This window comes from Phormidium sp. FACHB-592 (assembly GCF_014695795.1).
Taxonomy (GTDB): Bacteria; Cyanobacteriota; Cyanobacteriia; order Leptolyngbyales; family Leptolyngbyaceae; genus Stenomitos.
The window spans coordinates 70,795-86,673 of record NZ_JACJOZ010000052.1; the positions used below are offsets into that span (position 1 = coordinate 70,795).

The window sequence follows — 15,879 nt, forward strand, 5'->3', positions numbered from 1 at the left end:
ACTCCAATTTGGAATGATAGACAGAGACATAGAGCGATCACGCAGGTTTGGTTGAGGCAGAGAAGCCCAACACACCAAAGCAATAGAAAACTCCTGGTACGTTAGTAGGGCATGGAGCCGATTAAGTGCCTCGTCCTAGAATTGCCAGCCTTAAGTTTGAGCCACCGTTACCTGAAACGCTGAAAGGACGATCAATCATGTAAAAATCGAACGTTTACAAACCTTAAAAAAGCTCTAGAACTACTGTGTGCTACAGCCCACAAGCGCGTATGCGAGACAAGAGAACTCCGCCTCCCTGTTGTGGCGACTCAAACCATCCTGGAAGTTCTCCCTTTTGAGATTCCTTTAAGTCAAAAGTTAAGTCAGAGTGATATAACCAGTCGCCGCTTTTACTCCAACCGACACATTCGCAAAACATTATCCAATCTTCTACCCGACTGTCATCGTCAAACATTGGGCTATCGTATTCCTGCCAGATGCGTCTCTGGATGCTAAAGCCCCATTTACCGTGGCTGTACTTCACCCAGAGTTGATCTAAGGTTCGTAAGTCTTCACAGGGAAAGTTTTCGAGGTCTTCAAGATCAAACCATTGCCCCTCTTCTTTACCCACTGTGGTAAGCATCAGCCAATAGGTTTCTTCGTCTGCTTCACGCCATTGCTGGGTCTTCAGCAGGTCTTCTAAGGTGGCATAGCGCGAGGTCTGAAGGGCGGGTTTGAGTGCCTGAAGTGACGCTTCGATGGCAGGATCGAGGGTGCGCTGCGTCTCTTGCCAGCATGCATAGGCAAGGTCGGTTGCCCCTTGACGAATGGCTTCCTGAATCAGGCGCGTGGGGTTGGTCTGAGCGGCATAGAGCAAAATGGTTTGTCGCCACCATGATCGGTCATCGCTAATAATACTGGCGGCGTGTAGACAGGGGTAGAGTAAACCTTCCTGCTGCAAGTCTTTGATCTGCTTTGCCGCGAGAAACTCCTGAAAACTCAGGTGGGCAAACTCACAGCCTTCCAAACCCTGTCTTACAATCAATTCACTTACATCAATGATTTGCTTGAGCAATGCCTCTGGTGCCACAGACTTTCCTTGCATCTGAAGCGCTTGAGCCACCAACTGCACCAACTCCGCTTCTGGAATGAGCTTAAGGGTTCGCTGCATCATCTTGAGGGCGACGGCTTGCAGCACTTTTTGACGGTCTTCCCAGGACAACGAGAGTTCAATACCACGGGCGGCAGGTCGCTTGCGGAGTTGCAGTGTGCAAATATCTTGATACAGTTCTGCTCGTTGGCGCGGTAACTCAACACCCGGATCGCTGCGGTGGTAGGTGGCTAACAGGTTCAGCAGCAGCGGGTTTTTGGCTAAGTCTGCGAGTTCAGGACGATCGGGATTGTGGATCTGGTTGAGCAAATTATCGGCGTTGCGGGTTGCTTCGCGCTGCACCTCTGGAGTATTGCGTCCGCCACGATCGAGCTGTTCCTGACACCGATACCACTGGCGCACAAAGGCTTCTTGCTGACTAGGCTTCAGCGGTCGCACCCAGAGTTTGGTTCGCAGCGGTTCTGCAAAGTCATCTTTGTAAGCAGTGGGACGCGACGTAAGAATAAACACCGAGCGATCGAACCGTCTCATTTGCGCTGTAATCCACCGACCCAAGGCAGGGCGTTCGCTTTCGGGGATCTCATCAAACCCATCCATCATAACCAGGGCATCGCCGTTGGTCAGCACGTCCTCAAACCATTTGGCGGGGAGCTTTTTGAGCCGTGGGTTTAGCTCTGCTAACTGAGTAATATGGTGCTGCATGACCAGTGCAGGCAAATCGGGCGGTTTCTCTTGCGCGAAGAGCGATCGATAGCTGCGTAACGGGAGCAACACTGGAATGAGAAATGGCACCTTAAACTGACGGTGCTGCTTTGTCCCATAAATAAAAGCAAGGTGCTTGAGCAAGGTCGTTTTGCCAAAACCACCCCAGGCAACGATCGCCAGTTGCCGATAGGCAGGTTGCCGTTTCGACTCCCTCAGAAACGCCCAAATGTCAAGCTCTTGAAAGGGTTCTATCGTTCGCCGATCGCGTGGCTGCAACCCTGGTGCAATGGCGCTGGAATCTAACTCCAGGGGTACAAAGATTTCTTGTAGCTGGGGAATAGAGATGCGATCGCGGGCACCCATGCCTTCTGGTTTATAGTCGCGGCAATCGAGCGCCTGACAAAGCAAATAGGCATCTTCAGCGCGGGTTGCCTTGGCAAAGAGTTGTTCAATGGTGTGGTCGATCGTGCCATCGATCGCGGCTCCTGTCGCTTTGAAGCGCCGCTCGTTGCCCTTGTGAATTTCTCCCCACAGGTTTCCACCATAGGACAGACACATCCCAATCACAGCAGAGGCGATCGCTTCAGCCGCTTTGTGTTCAATAAAGAGTAGCCAGAGTCCATAAGCGCTACCAACCCCCACACCACCGGGTTTGAGTACCTTGACTGCCAATTCTGCCAGTTGGTCAGGAATGGACGGTTGCTTAGATGGTTCTTCCGGCATCAGTTTGCATCAGCGATCAGTCTTTCCTTTCTAACCTAGAAAAGGACTGTTGACGCTGTGTTAGCCGATCAGCAACCGTCAATGCCGACCGAGGAGTTTATCGCGGAGGTGTTTAATGCGATCGCGATACTTCGCTGCTTCTTCAAACTCCATCTTTTTCGCTGCTTCTTTCATCTGCGTTTCGAGTTGTGCGATCAAGTCGGGGATGTTTTCAAGGGGTAAATCCTGCGAGTGTTCGTAGACTTGCTCTAGCTCTTGGGCATTGAGGCGACGAGACACATCCAGAAAAGTCAGAATCGAGTTGTTGGTGCGTTTGATAATGGAGGCAGGCGTGATGCCATGTTCTTTGTTGTAGGCGTTTTGAATTGCGCGACGACGCTCCGTTTCGCTGATAGCTTTTGCCATGCTATCGGTCAGATTATCGCCGTAAAGGATCGCTTTACCTTCCACGTGACGAGCTGCCCGTCCGATCGTCTGGATGAGCGATCGCTCTGCCCGCAAAAACCCTTCTTTGTCTGCGTCCAAAATGGCTACCAGCGAGACTTCAGGAAGATCCAAGCCTTCTCGCAGCAAGTTGACCCCAATCAGCACATCAAACTCGCCATTACGGAGGTCTTGCAGGATCTCAATCCGCTCGATCGAATTAATCTCAGAATGCAGATAGCGCACCCTCACGCCGCGTTCCTGAAAATATTCGGTCAAATCCTCCGCCATCCGCTTCGTTAGCGTTGTGACGAGCACTCGTTCTTGTAGTGGGATGCGCTCTTGAATTTCGTGCAGCAGATCATCCACCTGACCTGTTGTAGGGCGAACGAAGATTTCAGGATCAAGCACACCTGTAGGACGAATGACCTGCTCCACAACATTCCCTGTACCCTGAATGTAGCCTTTTTTGCCTGCTTCCGTTTCGCTCTCAAACTTGCCGCCTGACTGGTCTAGTTCCCATTCGCCAGGAGTCGCAGAAACAAAAACGCATTGGTTCACCTTGCTCCAAAACTCCTCAGCTTTGAGGGGTCGGTTATCTGCTGCACTAGGCAACCGGAAGCCGTGGTCAATCAGCACTTTTTTGCGCGCCTGGTCACCGTTGTACATCCCGCGCAATTGAGGAATCGAGACGTGCGACTCGTCAATTACCAACAGCCAGTCTTTAGGAAAGTAGTCAAGCAGACATTCAGACGGGGAACCTGCTTCACGCCCTGCCAGATGACGCGAGTAGTTTTCTACGCCGTTGCAGAAGCCCACTTCGCGCAGCACTTCTAGATCGTAGCGAGTGCGTTGCTCTAGTCGCTGTGCTTCCAGCAGTTTACCGTCTCTTTCCAGTTCGATTAAACGGGCTTTGAGTTCTTGCTCGATCGCCTCGCATGCAACTTGCAACCGCTCTTCGGGTGTAACAAAGTGACGGGCAGGGTAGATGTTGACCCCATCCATGCTTTGCATCGTGGCACCTGTTACCGGATCAATGTAGCGAATCGCATCAATTTCGTCGCCAAAGAACTCAACGCGGATAATGCGGTCTTCGTAAGCCGGACCGATTTCCAGCACGTCGCCTTTGACGCGGAACTTACCCCGACCGAGGTCTAAATCATTACGGGTATACTGTACCGACACCAAATCGCGAATGATCTGGCGTGGATTCATTTCAGTGCCCACACGCAAAGGAATCGAGGCTTTCAGGTATTCAGACGGAATTCCCAAGCCATAAATGCAGCTAATAGAAGCGACCACAATGACATCCCGCCGCTCAAACAGCGATCGCGTAGCGGAGTGCCGCAGCATATCAATCTCTTCGTTGATTGACGCTGTTTTTTCGATGTAGGTATCCGTTACAGGAATGTATGCCTCAGGCTGGTAATAGTCGTAATAGCTGATGAAATATTCAACCGCATTGTTTGGGAAAAATTCGCGCAACTCGTTGCAAAGCTGGGCTGCCAACGTTTTGTTATGTGCCAGCACAAGCGCTGGTCTGCCTAGCTCATTGATGACACGGGCGATCGTGTGTGTTTTTCCTGTACCTGTTGCGCCCAGCAGCGTCTGATAGTGGTTGCCTGCCTCAATGCTGGTAATCAAACCAGCGATCGCGCGGGGTTGGTCGCCAGCGGGTTCAAAGGGCGCTTGAATCTGAAATTGTGCCATACAGGTCGCTGCTATCCACTCAAGATAGGGGCAAATTCTCTTCCATGATGACGGATTTTTGCCTGAGTTGACGGTACTTAACGCCACAATGTTGCAGCATGTGTCGTATCATAATCATAACGACTACGGCTTGCTGATTGCCTGCATAGCAGTCGTAAGTTGTGTAGAAAGGTGTAATGTTTTCGTAAGGTGGCAGCAAGGGGCAGAGGCTTGACCATGAGGATGACCGCATTCTCTGAGTCAGCGATCAATGCCTCCTCTCAGTCTTTCCTCACGTCTAAGCGCCTAACTCTCAGCGTTAAATTCTAAGCGCCAAACTTCAAGTATCATTCAAGCGTCAAATCTAGAGAGCTAAACTTATGTTGCCAAACCGAGAAGGACAAAAAGTTCCTAATGTTACGTTTCGGACTCGTCAGAACGATGAGTGGGTTAATGTAACGACTGATGAACTGTTTGCTGGGAAAAATGTCATCGTTTTTTCCTTGCCAGGCGCATTTACGCCGACCTGTTCTTCTACACATTTGCCGGGCTACAACAACTTGGCGCAAACATTTAAAGACAATGGCGTTGATGACATTATCTGTATGTCTGTAAACGATACGTTTGTCATGAATGAATGGGCAAAAGACCAGGATGCCGCTCATATCAAGCTGATTCCCGATGGCAATGGTGAGTTCACCGATGGTATGGGGCTACTGGTCGATAAGACTGACCTGGGTTTTGGTAAGCGCTCGTGGCGCTATTCCATGCTGGTTAAAGATGGCGTGATCGACAAGATGTTCATCGAACCAGAGGAACCCGGCGACCCCTTCAAGGTGTCGGATGCTGACACGATGCTGCGCTACATCAATCCCGAAGCGGCTAAACCCAAATGCGTCTCTATCTTTACCAAAGTCGGTTGTCCGTTCTGCGCTAAAGCCAAGGCAATGCTGCAAGAGCATAAACTGCCCTACGAAGAAATGGTGCTAGGTAAGGATTACACAGTGCGATCGCTCCTGGCAGTGGCAGGTGCAACGACCGTGCCCCAAGTCTTTATTGATGGCAGGCTCGTTGGTGGCTCAGAAGCACTAGAAGCGTACTTTGCAACGGCAGCTGTATAGCGTGTAGAGCATTCACGCCTGTAGAGCATTCACGCCTCACCGCGATCGTCAGTATTTGGCATAGTCAGTGCTGACGATCAAAAGCGCTCGTGCCAGCTTTTCAGCGAGAGGCTCCTTGCCAGAGGAGCAATCGTGTTGCTTATGCTAATTAATACCAATGTCGATCGTGGTCGCTGCCTGTGAAGGTAGGTTTTGCTCTGAAGCAATTGTACAGTTGATCACGTTTCGCCCAAGTCCACCCTTAATCACCAACTAAAAGTAAGCCCTTGCTCAAAGGACGTTTCAAGGTTTAGGTCTGTCCTAACGTTCTCTTCACCTGTTACAGAGTCGATCGCCTTGAAACGTGTCTCGTTAGAATCAAGGCAAGTTACTTTTAACTAGATTCTGGCTAGATTAGATAGCTTTCCAGCAACAGACTAATCGCTCAAACTACGACCTTTGACTGCGGCTAGAATCGCCTCTGTTGGCACCTCACCATCGGTATAGTAGCCAGCAGCTTTCTTTGCTTCCATTTCAACCTGGGCATCTGCAGGAATCAAGTCATCTGGAATCGGGACGCGCTCGACGACTGTAATCCCAGATTGGGTAATGGCGTTGTACTTCATGTTGCTCATAGAAATCAGGCGATCGATCCGGGTAATGCCAAGCCAATGCAGCACATCGGGCATGAGTTCCTGAAAGCGCATATCCTGAACGCCTGCAACGCACTCTGTACGGGCAAAGTAGGCATCGGCGCGATCGCCGCCTTCCTGACGTTTACGAGCGTTATAGACTAAGAACTTAGTTACCTCGCCTAACGCTCGACCTTCTTTGCGGAAATAGACAATAACGCCTGCGCCACCTGCTTGTGCGGTTTGTACACACGCTTCAATGCCATGGACTAAATAGGGGCGACAGGTGCAAATATCTGACCCAAAGACATCCGATCCGTTGCACTCGTCATGGATGCGAACTGCAAGCTGACGATTGGGATCAGCAATTGCCGCCACATCGCCAACGATATAAACAGTCATCCCCCCGATCGGCGGTAGAAAAACGCGCAAATCGGGGCGTGTCACCAACTCAGGAAACATCCCACCTGTCTGCTCAAAAAGCGCTCGTCGCAGAACTGCTTCTCCTACACCCAGTCGTTTTGCTAAGCCTGGCAGATACCAGACAGGTTCGATCGCTGCCTTCGTCACGACCAGATCACCATTCGCTTTCATGATGGTGCCATCGACTTTGAGGCGACCCTTTGCTGCCGCTTCCTGAAGCTCAGGCATATTAATGTGTGCTTTGGTAATGGCGATCGTCGGACGAATGTCATAGCCCTGCTCGTATAGCGGCTTGTAGACTTCTCCAACTAACGCACCAAACGGGTCAAGCGCCACAATCTTCTCTGGGTCAGCCCAAGCGGGATGCGGTCCCAGGAGGGCTGCTGGAGCTGTATTGGTCAGGTCTGCTCGATGGTCAGATTGCAATCGCCCGCTAGCCACTGCCAGCGCTCGATAAATGCCATACGCTCCAGAGTGGCTGCCAATGACGTTACGCTGGGCTAAATTTGTCAGGGTGCCGACAATGGCTCCACGTACCAGGGGATTGGCTTCACCCCATCGAATCGCGATCGGTTTAGGACCAAAACTGGCAGGATGGGAAGTCAGTACAATATGCTTTGCTTGAGAGCCGTTTTTTTCGCTTGACCCTGCTTTTTCACTTGACGCTGCTTTTTCGCTCGACATAGGGCACCCAGTAAGGAAATGGAGTAGAAGCAACACTGACGCACATCTAGCAGTCCATTACGCTTGGAGTCTACCGATCGCGTCATTTAACACTACTGGTATAAAGCCCAAAACCAAACAACTACACCTGTTTGGAATGTAATCTTTATAACGAGTAGAGCCTCTGATTCTACCAACAGGACCTTCCTGAGAGAGTACCCTAGGCGGCAGAAGCGGGTAGAAAAGTTAAAGGCTAGAGGTTAAACGGTGAAACGCTATCTTTAAGCCGTTAGCCTTCATCCTTTGCACTCCCCTTCCTCAGTGCCTCAATAATTTGGAGGTTTGCCTTGGGGAAGGGATATTGGTCAAGCTCTGCTAGCGCTACCCAACGCACTTCGTCACACTCGATCGCCTGTGGCTTACCACTGACATGGCGGCAATGGTGGACATTCAGCGTCACTCGAAAATGGCTGTAAGCGTGATCAACAACGATCAGGCGATCGCCCACGGCTATTTCAATCCCTAATTCCTCGCGAATCTCACGCTGGATGCAGGCTTCAATGGTTTCACCTGGTTCAACTTTACCACCCGGAAATTCCCATAAGCCACCAAGCAAACCTTCCTGGCGACGACGATCGATTAGAATTTGTCCCTGATCATTCCAGATCACCGCAACACCAATCACTTTGTGCGGTATGGGCACACGCGTTTCAGACATAGGCAGTTCCGCTTGAATGCCTTGATTGTAAGCCCGACAGTGCTCCTTCCACGGACAGTTTGCACACAATGGCTGCTGCGGTGTACAAACCGTTGCGCCCAAGTCCATGATTGCCTGGTTGAAGTCACGGGGAAAAGTCGGATCAATCAGCGCTTCGGAACAATGCCAGAGTTGCGTGATCGCCCGCTTTGGTGGAACGGGTAATGCCAGGAGTCGCGCCAGCACCCGTTTCACATTACCGTCCAGAATGGCGATCGGCTGATTGAACGCTGCACTCAAAATGCCACCAGCAGTCGTACGCCCAATGCCAGGCAACTGCATGACGGTGGCAAAATCACTAGGGAAAACGCCATTATGCTTCAGCACAACCGCCTGAGCGGCACGATGCAGGTTACGGGCGCGGGCGTAGTAACCCAATCCTTCCCAGGCTTTAAGCACCTGCTGTTGCTCTGCGATCGCCAACGCCTGCACGGTTGAAAAAAGCGTGAGCCAACGCTCGTAATAGGGCAGCACTGTCTTGACCTGCGTTTGCTGAAGCATGATCTCTGACACCCAAATGGCGTAGGGATCACGAGTCTGTCGCCACGGCAACGTACGCCCAGACTGCCTATACCAAGTCAGAAGTGCCTGCCGTAAGCTAATAATTGCAGCACTCGACAGACGATCGTAATCATCCGTCGAGCCTGATATATCCTGGTTTAATTGATGAGAGGCGATCAACTTCGTGCGTGTCACTCTGTAATGGCAGCATCAGTTTCCGTTGCAACAAGGGAAGTCTCAAACGCCATCCGCTGCTCGGCGTTATGGAGAAAATAGCCACTCATCATGGCAGATGCAAGCAAACGACCCAAGTCTTCACGACTCGTTGTCACTGTAACGTCAAAGCCTTCTGGTGGCAGTGCGCCCAAAAGCCCAATGATGTTCCGTTCCATCACATGAAAGACATCAGAGGAAGCGGGACGAGAAAGGCGGGCGATCGTTTCTGGGCTTAACGACTGCACATAGTTCAGAAACTGGTTGGCTGACTCAGACTCACCGCCCAAAAATTCTGGCAATCGATTAGATGTGTTATTCACTGATAAACCTCGATCTACTGTCGGCTTGTATAAATAAATGTATCAATGCTCCATGCAAAGTTGCAGTGTGTAGAACCGAACCTGGTGTTGGGTAATGAACGCACGTGGGTAGGCAAGTGCATTAAACTTAAGCGAGCTTTAAAGGGGTGAAGAAGAGAGAGGGTAGAACAACCAATGTACATGGTTAAAGATGACTCCAGTAGTCTCTCTTAGTTCCAGCGTAGCAGCACGACACTGTGGAGATGGCAGTAGGTGAAGGTTGCAAAAAATCATCAAGGGGAATCGGAGGAATTGATCATGACTGCTAAACCACTTAGCCCGGAGGATGCTGCTACGATCGCTTACCTTCGTTCTCCTACTGCTATTCGGGAGCGGTGTGGGCAACTATTCGATCTGGCGTGTGCTGACAAGCTGCAATACTTTCGTTGCGACCTGAGCCAGCTTGAGAAAGTAGCTGATTATGTGCTTCAGGTGACTCGCGAGAGCTACCCCGACCTGAATATTCCGTTTCACAGCCGTTGGCGACATTTTGAAGTCGGTAATCAGGATCGCCTCACTGCTCTGGACGCTCTAGCACCGTTGGCAAAAGCGAAGGCAAAATTTGATCTGGCGATCGTCAGCGTGTTGCTTGATGCGGGCGCAGGCGATCGCTGGCAGTATACGGAACCAGGCACAGGGACGGTTTGGCGACGATCGGAAGGTTTGGCGATCGCCAGTTTGCACGCGTTTTTTCAGGGCATTTTTTCAAGTGATCCGCAACTGCCGTTGCAGGCAGACGCGATCGGGCTGCAAAACCTGACTGAGGAAGCTTTGAGTCAAGCCTTTCAGGTAAGCCAGGACAATCCCCTTGTCGGGCTATCAGGACGGTTGGCATTGCTGCAACGCCTGGGAACCGTCATCCAGCAGCAGCCCACGTTGTTTGGTTCTCAGCCTGCACGTCCTGGAGAACTCGTTGCCTATCTGTGCGATCGTGCTCATGCTGGCGATCGCGCCCATACTGGACAGATTCACAAGGGACAACTAGAGGCAAGTACCGTCCTGAGTGCTGTTTTAGAAGGCTTTGGCGCTATCTGGGCGGGACGAATCACGCTGGCAGAGGTGAATCTAGGTGATGTTTGGGTTCACTCCGCTCTAGCCCCCACTCCCGACTCCCAACTCCCGGATCCCCACTCTCCACTTTCTACCCTTGTTCCCTTCCACAAGCTCTCTCAATGGCTCACCTACTCCCTATTGGAACCCCTTCAAGAGCTTGGGTTGACCATTACTGGGCTAGATGCACTCACAGGCTTGCCAGAATATCGCAATGGTGGCTTATGTGTAGACTTGGGCTTGCTGCAAATCAAAGATCCGATCGTCTTACAACAGACGCATTTACCCGGTTCAGAGGCGATCATCGAGTGGCGTGCGCTGACAGTCATTTTGCTCGATCGCCTTGCAGAGACCATCCGGCAGACACTCAATCTGTCTGCAACTGACCTACCGTTAGTCAAGATTTTGCAAGGCGGCACCTGGACTGCTGGACGACGTATTGCTGCCACCTTACGACCCAACGGCAGCCCACCGATCCAGATCGAGAGTGACGGCACTGTTTTTTAAAGCTTCATCTTTACTAGCGTTTATTGCTAAACGCTGACAGCTATTGTCTTGGCGTAAGTTCGACGAATAGACCTAACTCGAACTCATGTTATCTACGTTTTAGTGACGCACTTCATGGTCGAACTAGAGGTGACGCAGCTTTTCCCTGCGACTCTATTCTTATAGAAGCTAATGCCAACCGTTGTCTTTTTGTCTGCACTTTCCCAAGTTAGGGAAAAGGTTGGTGCTTGTCCTTGTTCACGTGTGGGTGTACCCAACAGCGATCGCACCTCATCAGGACTCATACCAAACTCAATGCGGCTATAGTTTTCTGAGTTTAAACTACCGATACCCGTAATTACTGGAGCCGCCGTTGTAACCACAGCGGCAGCAGGCTGACTCTGCTGCGACGCCCTCGCTTTCTCAGCAGTATTATTTGTTGCTAACTTTTTCCCTTGCTGTTGAGCCGTTTTCAACTGCTGCTGGTAAAGGGCTAATTTCTTTTGGGCGATCGCGCGTTTTGGGCTGCCAGCAGGTACGGTTTTCATGAGGGCGATCGCCTGCTGAAGTTTGCCGCTGACCAAAGCCCAGTCTTCAACAGTAGAAGCATTGCGAGCGAGATTGGCTGCACTGATGGCTTTATCATCCGCTTTCGGGAACGGATCAGCGTTGGCAGTTACAACAGGCGTGCTGGCTACACTTGGCTTTGGTTGGGGTTGAGCAGAGGCTACGGGTGCTGGCGTAAGCGTTGCTGTCGGTGATGGGCTGGTATTGCAAGCAGACAGGAGGAAGAGCAAACCGACGATCGCAGGACAGCGAACAAGGTTCATTTTGGTGCTGGTAACCATAGTAGACCGAGGGGGAAGTTAAGAGAAGATAGAGCAGGGGTAAGCCAGGACGCAGCCAGACAGCCAACAGGAACCAAACCAAGACTGATCGCTGCAAACACTGACTCACTTGCACCGCAAAGCTTCTGACACATGGTTGGCAACCCAAGTAAAGTGTCTTTCCTTGTGCGTTAAGCGTGCTTACCGATTTGCTTAAGCTAAGACTGCCCTATTTTTCTCTGTATGCATCAGAGAAGTACATTTCTATGCAGATACACGGTTGTCACGACAAATGACCAACAGCTTCGCAAAAGCAAAGGTTGGAGAGCCAAAGTCAGGTGTACTCTTTAGTAGCTAGATGGTTGAAAGCTGGGGATTTGGAGCGGCGGCAGGCTGAGTGGAGGACGATCGCACCTGTTCGATCGCCCATAATGTTGCCTCTGGTGTTGCGGGAGCCGCAAGGAAAACTGCTGAAGCATTGCCAAATGCCGCTACGGCTTCCCGAATTGCCTCTCGTACCGACATTGCCAGCATGAAGGGCGGTTCGCCTACTGCCTTGCTGCCGTAGATCACGCCATCCTGCGCGGCTCGTGTCAGTAGATGAACGCTGAAGTGTTCAGGGATTTCGCAAATAGTGGGAATCTTGTACGTGCTGGGTGCATCGGTGCGAAGTCGTCCTTGATCATCCCACACCAACTCTTCCATCGTCAGCCAGCCCATCCCCTGCACAAACGCGCCTTCAATTTGTCCGCGATCGACCAGGGGATTCAACGATTCGCCTACATCATGTACCACATCGACTTGCCGTAGCTTAAAGGTGCCTGTAAAGCCATCCACCTCAACTTCGCTGACCGCTGCACCATAGGCAAAATAGTAGAAGGGTCTTCCCTTACCTGTTGCTTCATCCCAGTAGATGTGCGGTGTGCGGTAATAGCCCGTGGCAGAAAGACTGATGCGATCGTCGTATGCCTGTCTCACCACGTCTAAAAAGGGGATGCGAGTTTTGGGATAGGTTTTGCAAAAGATCCAGTCGTCTTCAAACACTAAATCTTCTGCTGCATCCAGGTTTAGCATTCTCGCTGCGACTGGAGACAGTCGTGCTTTGATGGTTTCGCACGCATCTTTGACTGCTTGCCCGTTCAAATCTGACCCACTAGAGGCAGCCGTTGCGGAGGTATTGGGCACTTTATCCGTGCTGGTGGGCATCATCCGAAAGCGGTTCATACCGACACCAAGCGCGTTCGCTGCCACTTGCAGCATTTTGGTGTGAAGCCCCTGCCCCATCTCGGTGCCACCATGATTGAGCTGAATGCTGCCGTCGGTGTAGATGAGCAGGAGCGCACCTGCCTGGTTGTAGTGCGTTTTGTTGAACGAGATGCCGAACTTAACAGGCGTGATGGCTAACCCACGTTTGTTATACGGATGGGTACGGTTGAAGTCAGCGATCGCCGCCTGCCGTGACCCAAAGTTGGCGTTGGTCTTCGCTTCCTGCCAGACGCGATCAAGGCGGTTGTCATAGATTTCTTGTCCGTAGTGAGTCGTGTTAGTTTCACCAGTGCCATGATAAAAATTGCGTTCGCGTACGACATCGGGTGGCAGGTTGAGAGCACGGGCAAGGCGATCGATCACCTCTTCGATCACAATCATGCCCTGGGGACCACCAAACCCTCGGAATGCCGTATTCGATACCTTGTTGGTTTTAGCAATGCGTCCTGTCACTTTGATGTGGGGAATGTAGTAGGCGTTGTCTACGTGCAGCATGGCGCGTAGCAGCACAGGCGGGGATAGGTCTAAACTCCAACCACCATCGGCATAGAGTACGACATCCAGCGCAGTGATTTTGCCTTCACTGGTAAAGCCGACCTTGTACTGTCCTAAAAAGCCGTGACGCTTGCCTGTTAAGGTCATATCGTGGCTCCGCTTCAGCTTCACGCGGACAGGACGACCCGTTTTCTTGGCAGCGATCGCCGCCACCGACGCATAGGGATTTGCCTGCGATTCCTTCCCGCCAAACCCGCCACCCATACGTAAACAGGTGACCGTTACCTGATTGCTGGTTACACCTAACACCCGCGCCACTATCACCTGCGTTTCAGCAGGATGCTGGGTTGAGGCGTAAACCTGATAATGTCCTTCACCATCGGGAATCACCCAACTTGCTTGGGTCTCCAGGTAAAAGTGATCCTGACCGTTCATTTCGATCTCGCCTTCAAGACAGCGATCGGCTTCAGCAAGGGCGGTGATCGCATCACCCTGACAGACCACCTGTGCTTGGTTGTGAAAGCTCTCCGCAGCGATCGCCGCTTTGATACTCAGCAGTGGTTCTAGTGCTTCGTAGGTCACAATAACCTTTGCGGCTCCCAATCGAGCGGCTTCGTCTGTTTCACCGACTACCCAGACGATCGCCTGCCCGTAATAGCTCACTGTTTCAGTGGGAAACAGCACCTCATCCTGCACAATTACGCCTGTATCGTTTTTGCCCGGTACGTCAGCGGCAGTCAGTACAGTGACAACACCCTCCACGGTTGCTGCAGCAGAAATATCAATGCCCGTAATCCGTGCATGGGCATAGGGCGCAACAACGGGATAAACAGACAACATTCCTACAGGCTGGCGCTGATCGTCGGTATACACCGCTTTGCCGCTGACATGGTGAACCGCGCTTTCGTGTTTCGAGGGTTTACCGACTGCATTCATCTCGTCACCTTTAATAGGTCAGCGTTGACGTTGCTAAATTCTACGAAAAACTTCTCAAAGAGATTGGCGATTAGCTGTTTGCGATAGTCAGCACTGCCGCGAAAATCCGTTAGGGGCGTAAAGGTTGCTCTCAGAGTGGGCTTGATCCGCTGGATTGTTGCTAATGTCCAGGGTTGCCCAATCAGCAGCGTTTCAATGGCGATCGCCCGTACAGGAGTTGCCGCCACGCCACCATAAGCAAGCCGTGCATGAACAATGCGATCGCTAGCATCCAGATCGATCGTAAACGCCGCTGCAACAATGCTGATATCATCCGTACCGCGTTTCCCAATTTTGTACGACTGGCTGAGACGACGAACGGCTCCGGATGCGATCGTCTTTGGAATGCTCACCGAGACGATTACCTCTCCTCGTTGGAGCTCCGTTTGACGGTAGCCTTTGAAGAAATCAGCTAAGAGAACTGTGCGAGTTCCGGTAGCGCTGGCGATCGTCAACTCAGCATCTAACGAGAGGAGAACGGGGGGAAGATCGCCGATCGGGGAAGCGGTGCCCAGATTGCCGCCCAGCGTTGCCCGATTGCGTATTTGTCGCGCTGCAAACCAGTGCAGCATCTCATCTAAGCTGGGGAAAATGCCGTGCAGATTGGTTTCAACATGGCTCAAAGGCACAGCGGCACCAATCACAACGGTCTCTGGGGTTTGTTCAACGCGCTTCAATTCTGCCACTGCTTCGAGAGACACCATGACGGGAAAGTGCTGACGGTGATGGCTCAGTTCCAACCCCAGATCAGTCCCACCTGCGACCAGTGTTGCGTCTGGCTGCTGCTGGAGCAAGGTCAGGACTTCACTTAACTGGGTGGGACGGTAGAAGTGCTGCTCGTTGCCACTGTAATCCAATGGTGTAAATGCAGTAGTGGCATGACTCAGCTGTTCTGCAAACGTATCTTCAGGCACAGCATTGTTCACTAACGCAGCCGCACGACGAATGGAGAGATAGCCCGTGCAGCGACACAGATTGCCTTCTACAGAAAGGTCATCCACGGTGCGATCGTAATACGCTGCAAACAGGCTCATGATGAATCCTGGCGTGCAGTAGCCACACTGGGAACCCAACGTCTCCACCATTGCCGCCTGAACGGGATGTAGTTCACCGTTGGCTACCCCTTCAACCGTAATAATCTCTCGTCCTGCAACAGACGCTAAGGGAATCAAGCAACTGTTCATCGCCTGATAATGGGGTTTGCCGTCTGCACCTTCAGCGACGATCGCTACCGTACACGCGCCACAATCGCCATCGCCACAGCCTTCTTTTGTTCCCACTCTGCCACTGGCGCGCAAATATTCCAGCAGCGTCACAGTTGGAGAAATGTCTTTAAGGCGGACATTCGCGCCATTGATGGTCAAATCCAGATTCACGTCTGACATACATCTCTTATTGCGGCGGCTTCAACGTCGTCTATGGTTCTACTGTGCCAGGTACTAAAAGACTTTGCTGTTAATTTAAAGACGTTGTGATTAACCCTTGCAATTCCGTTCGCC

Annotated in this window: 10 protein-coding genes; 2 read left to right on the top strand and 8 right to left on the bottom strand. The window is 51.6% G+C overall.

What is annotated here, in order from left to right; all coding sequences use genetic code 11:
• Positions 1 to 250: 250 nt before the first annotated feature.
• On the bottom strand, positions 251 to 2,518 hold the full coding sequence (locus tag H6F86_RS14445) for a GUN4 domain-containing protein (protein WP_190449307.1): 2,268 nt from the start codon (positions 2,516 to 2,518) through the stop codon (positions 251 to 253).
• A 78-nt stretch (positions 2,519 to 2,596) separates the two neighbouring features.
• Complete coding sequence (uvrB, locus tag H6F86_RS14450) at positions 2,597 to 4,651, bottom strand: excinuclease ABC subunit UvrB (protein WP_190449308.1); 2,055 nt, start codon at positions 4,649 to 4,651, stop codon at positions 2,597 to 2,599.
• 359 nt (positions 4,652 to 5,010) lie between these two features.
• Between uvrB and H6F86_RS14455 the strand changes: the two genes are divergently transcribed.
• Complete coding sequence (locus H6F86_RS14455) at positions 5,011 to 5,751, top strand: glutathione peroxidase (protein ID WP_190449309.1); 741 nt, start codon at positions 5,011 to 5,013, stop codon at positions 5,749 to 5,751.
• A 416-nt stretch (positions 5,752 to 6,167) separates the two neighbouring features.
• Here the strand turns inward: H6F86_RS14455 and H6F86_RS14460 are convergent, their stop codons facing one another.
• From H6F86_RS14460 to H6F86_RS14470, 3 genes are all read right to left on the bottom strand, one after another.
• The gene (locus H6F86_RS14460; protein WP_190449310.1) at positions 6,168 to 7,469 is read right to left on the bottom strand and encodes a GTP cyclohydrolase II; all 1,302 of its coding nucleotides are present in this window, start codon (positions 7,467 to 7,469) and stop codon (positions 6,168 to 6,170) included.
• Between the two features lie 268 nt (positions 7,470 to 7,737).
• On the bottom strand, positions 7,738 to 8,901 hold the full coding sequence (gene mutY / locus H6F86_RS14465; protein ID WP_347240367.1) for an A/G-specific adenine glycosylase: 1,164 nt from the start codon (positions 8,899 to 8,901) through the stop codon (positions 7,738 to 7,740).
• Positions 8,898 to 9,242 carry a DUF760 domain-containing protein gene (locus tag H6F86_RS14470; protein ID WP_190449311.1) on the bottom strand — a complete coding sequence of 115 codons (345 nt, stop codon included), beginning with the start codon at positions 9,240 to 9,242 and terminating at the stop codon, positions 8,898 to 8,900. The genes mutY and H6F86_RS14470 overlap by 4 nt, the downstream gene beginning before the upstream one ends.
• A 297-nt stretch (positions 9,243 to 9,539) precedes the next feature.
• Here H6F86_RS14470 and H6F86_RS14475 point away from each other — a divergent pair, with 297 nt between their 5' ends.
• A complete protein-coding gene (locus tag H6F86_RS14475) occupies positions 9,540 to 10,838 on the top strand; it encodes a URC4/urg3 family protein (RefSeq protein ID WP_190449312.1) in 1,299 nt (432 codons plus the stop codon).
• A 92-nt stretch (positions 10,839 to 10,930) separates the two neighbouring features.
• Here the strand turns inward: H6F86_RS14475 and H6F86_RS14480 are convergent, their stop codons facing one another.
• The 3 genes from H6F86_RS14480 to xdhA all read right to left on the bottom strand — a co-directional run bounded on the left by H6F86_RS14480 (position 10,931) and on the right by xdhA (position 15,765).
• Positions 10,931 to 11,647, bottom strand: coding sequence for a hypothetical protein (locus tag H6F86_RS14480; protein ID WP_206756045.1), 717 nt, complete (start codon positions 11,645 to 11,647; stop codon positions 10,931 to 10,933).
• A 351-nt stretch (positions 11,648 to 11,998) separates the two neighbouring features.
• Positions 11,999 to 14,341 (bottom strand): xanthine dehydrogenase molybdopterin binding subunit, encoded by a 2,343-nt coding sequence (gene xdhB / locus H6F86_RS14485; protein ID WP_190449314.1) that lies wholly within the window; start codon positions 14,339 to 14,341, stop codon positions 11,999 to 12,001.
• Positions 14,338 to 15,765 carry a xanthine dehydrogenase small subunit gene (gene xdhA, locus H6F86_RS14490; RefSeq protein ID WP_190449315.1) on the bottom strand — a complete coding sequence of 476 codons (1,428 nt, stop codon included), beginning with the start codon at positions 15,763 to 15,765 and terminating at the stop codon, positions 14,338 to 14,340. The genes xdhB and xdhA overlap by 4 nt, the downstream gene beginning before the upstream one ends.
• Positions 15,766 to 15,879 lie beyond the last annotated feature (114 nt).

Excerpts from the sequence above, each read along its gene's own strand:
- H6F86_RS14480 (WP_206756045.1), bottom strand. The coding sequence starts at position 11,647 with ATGAACCTTGTTCGCTGTCCTGCGATCGTCGGTTTGCTCTTCCTCCTG.
- xdhA (WP_190449315.1), bottom strand. The coding sequence starts at position 15,765 with ATGTCAGACGTGAATCTGGATTTGACCATCAATGGCGCGAATGTCCGC.
- xdhB (WP_190449314.1), bottom strand. The coding sequence starts at position 14,341 with ATGAATGCAGTCGGTAAACCCTCGAAACACGAAAGCGCGGTTCACCAT.
- uvrB (WP_190449308.1), bottom strand. The coding sequence starts at position 4,651 with ATGGCACAATTTCAGATTCAAGCGCCCTTTGAACCCGCTGGCGACCAA.
- H6F86_RS14460 (WP_190449310.1), bottom strand. The coding sequence starts at position 7,469 with ATGTCGAGCGAAAAAGCAGCGTCAAGTGAAAAAGCAGGGTCAAGCGAA.
- H6F86_RS14475 (WP_190449312.1), top strand. The coding sequence starts at position 9,540 with ATGACTGCTAAACCACTTAGCCCGGAGGATGCTGCTACGATCGCTTAC.
- H6F86_RS14445 (WP_190449307.1), bottom strand. The coding sequence starts at position 2,518 with ATGCCGGAAGAACCATCTAAGCAACCGTCCATTCCTGACCAACTGGCA.
- H6F86_RS14455 (WP_190449309.1), top strand. The coding sequence starts at position 5,011 with ATGTTGCCAAACCGAGAAGGACAAAAAGTTCCTAATGTTACGTTTCGG.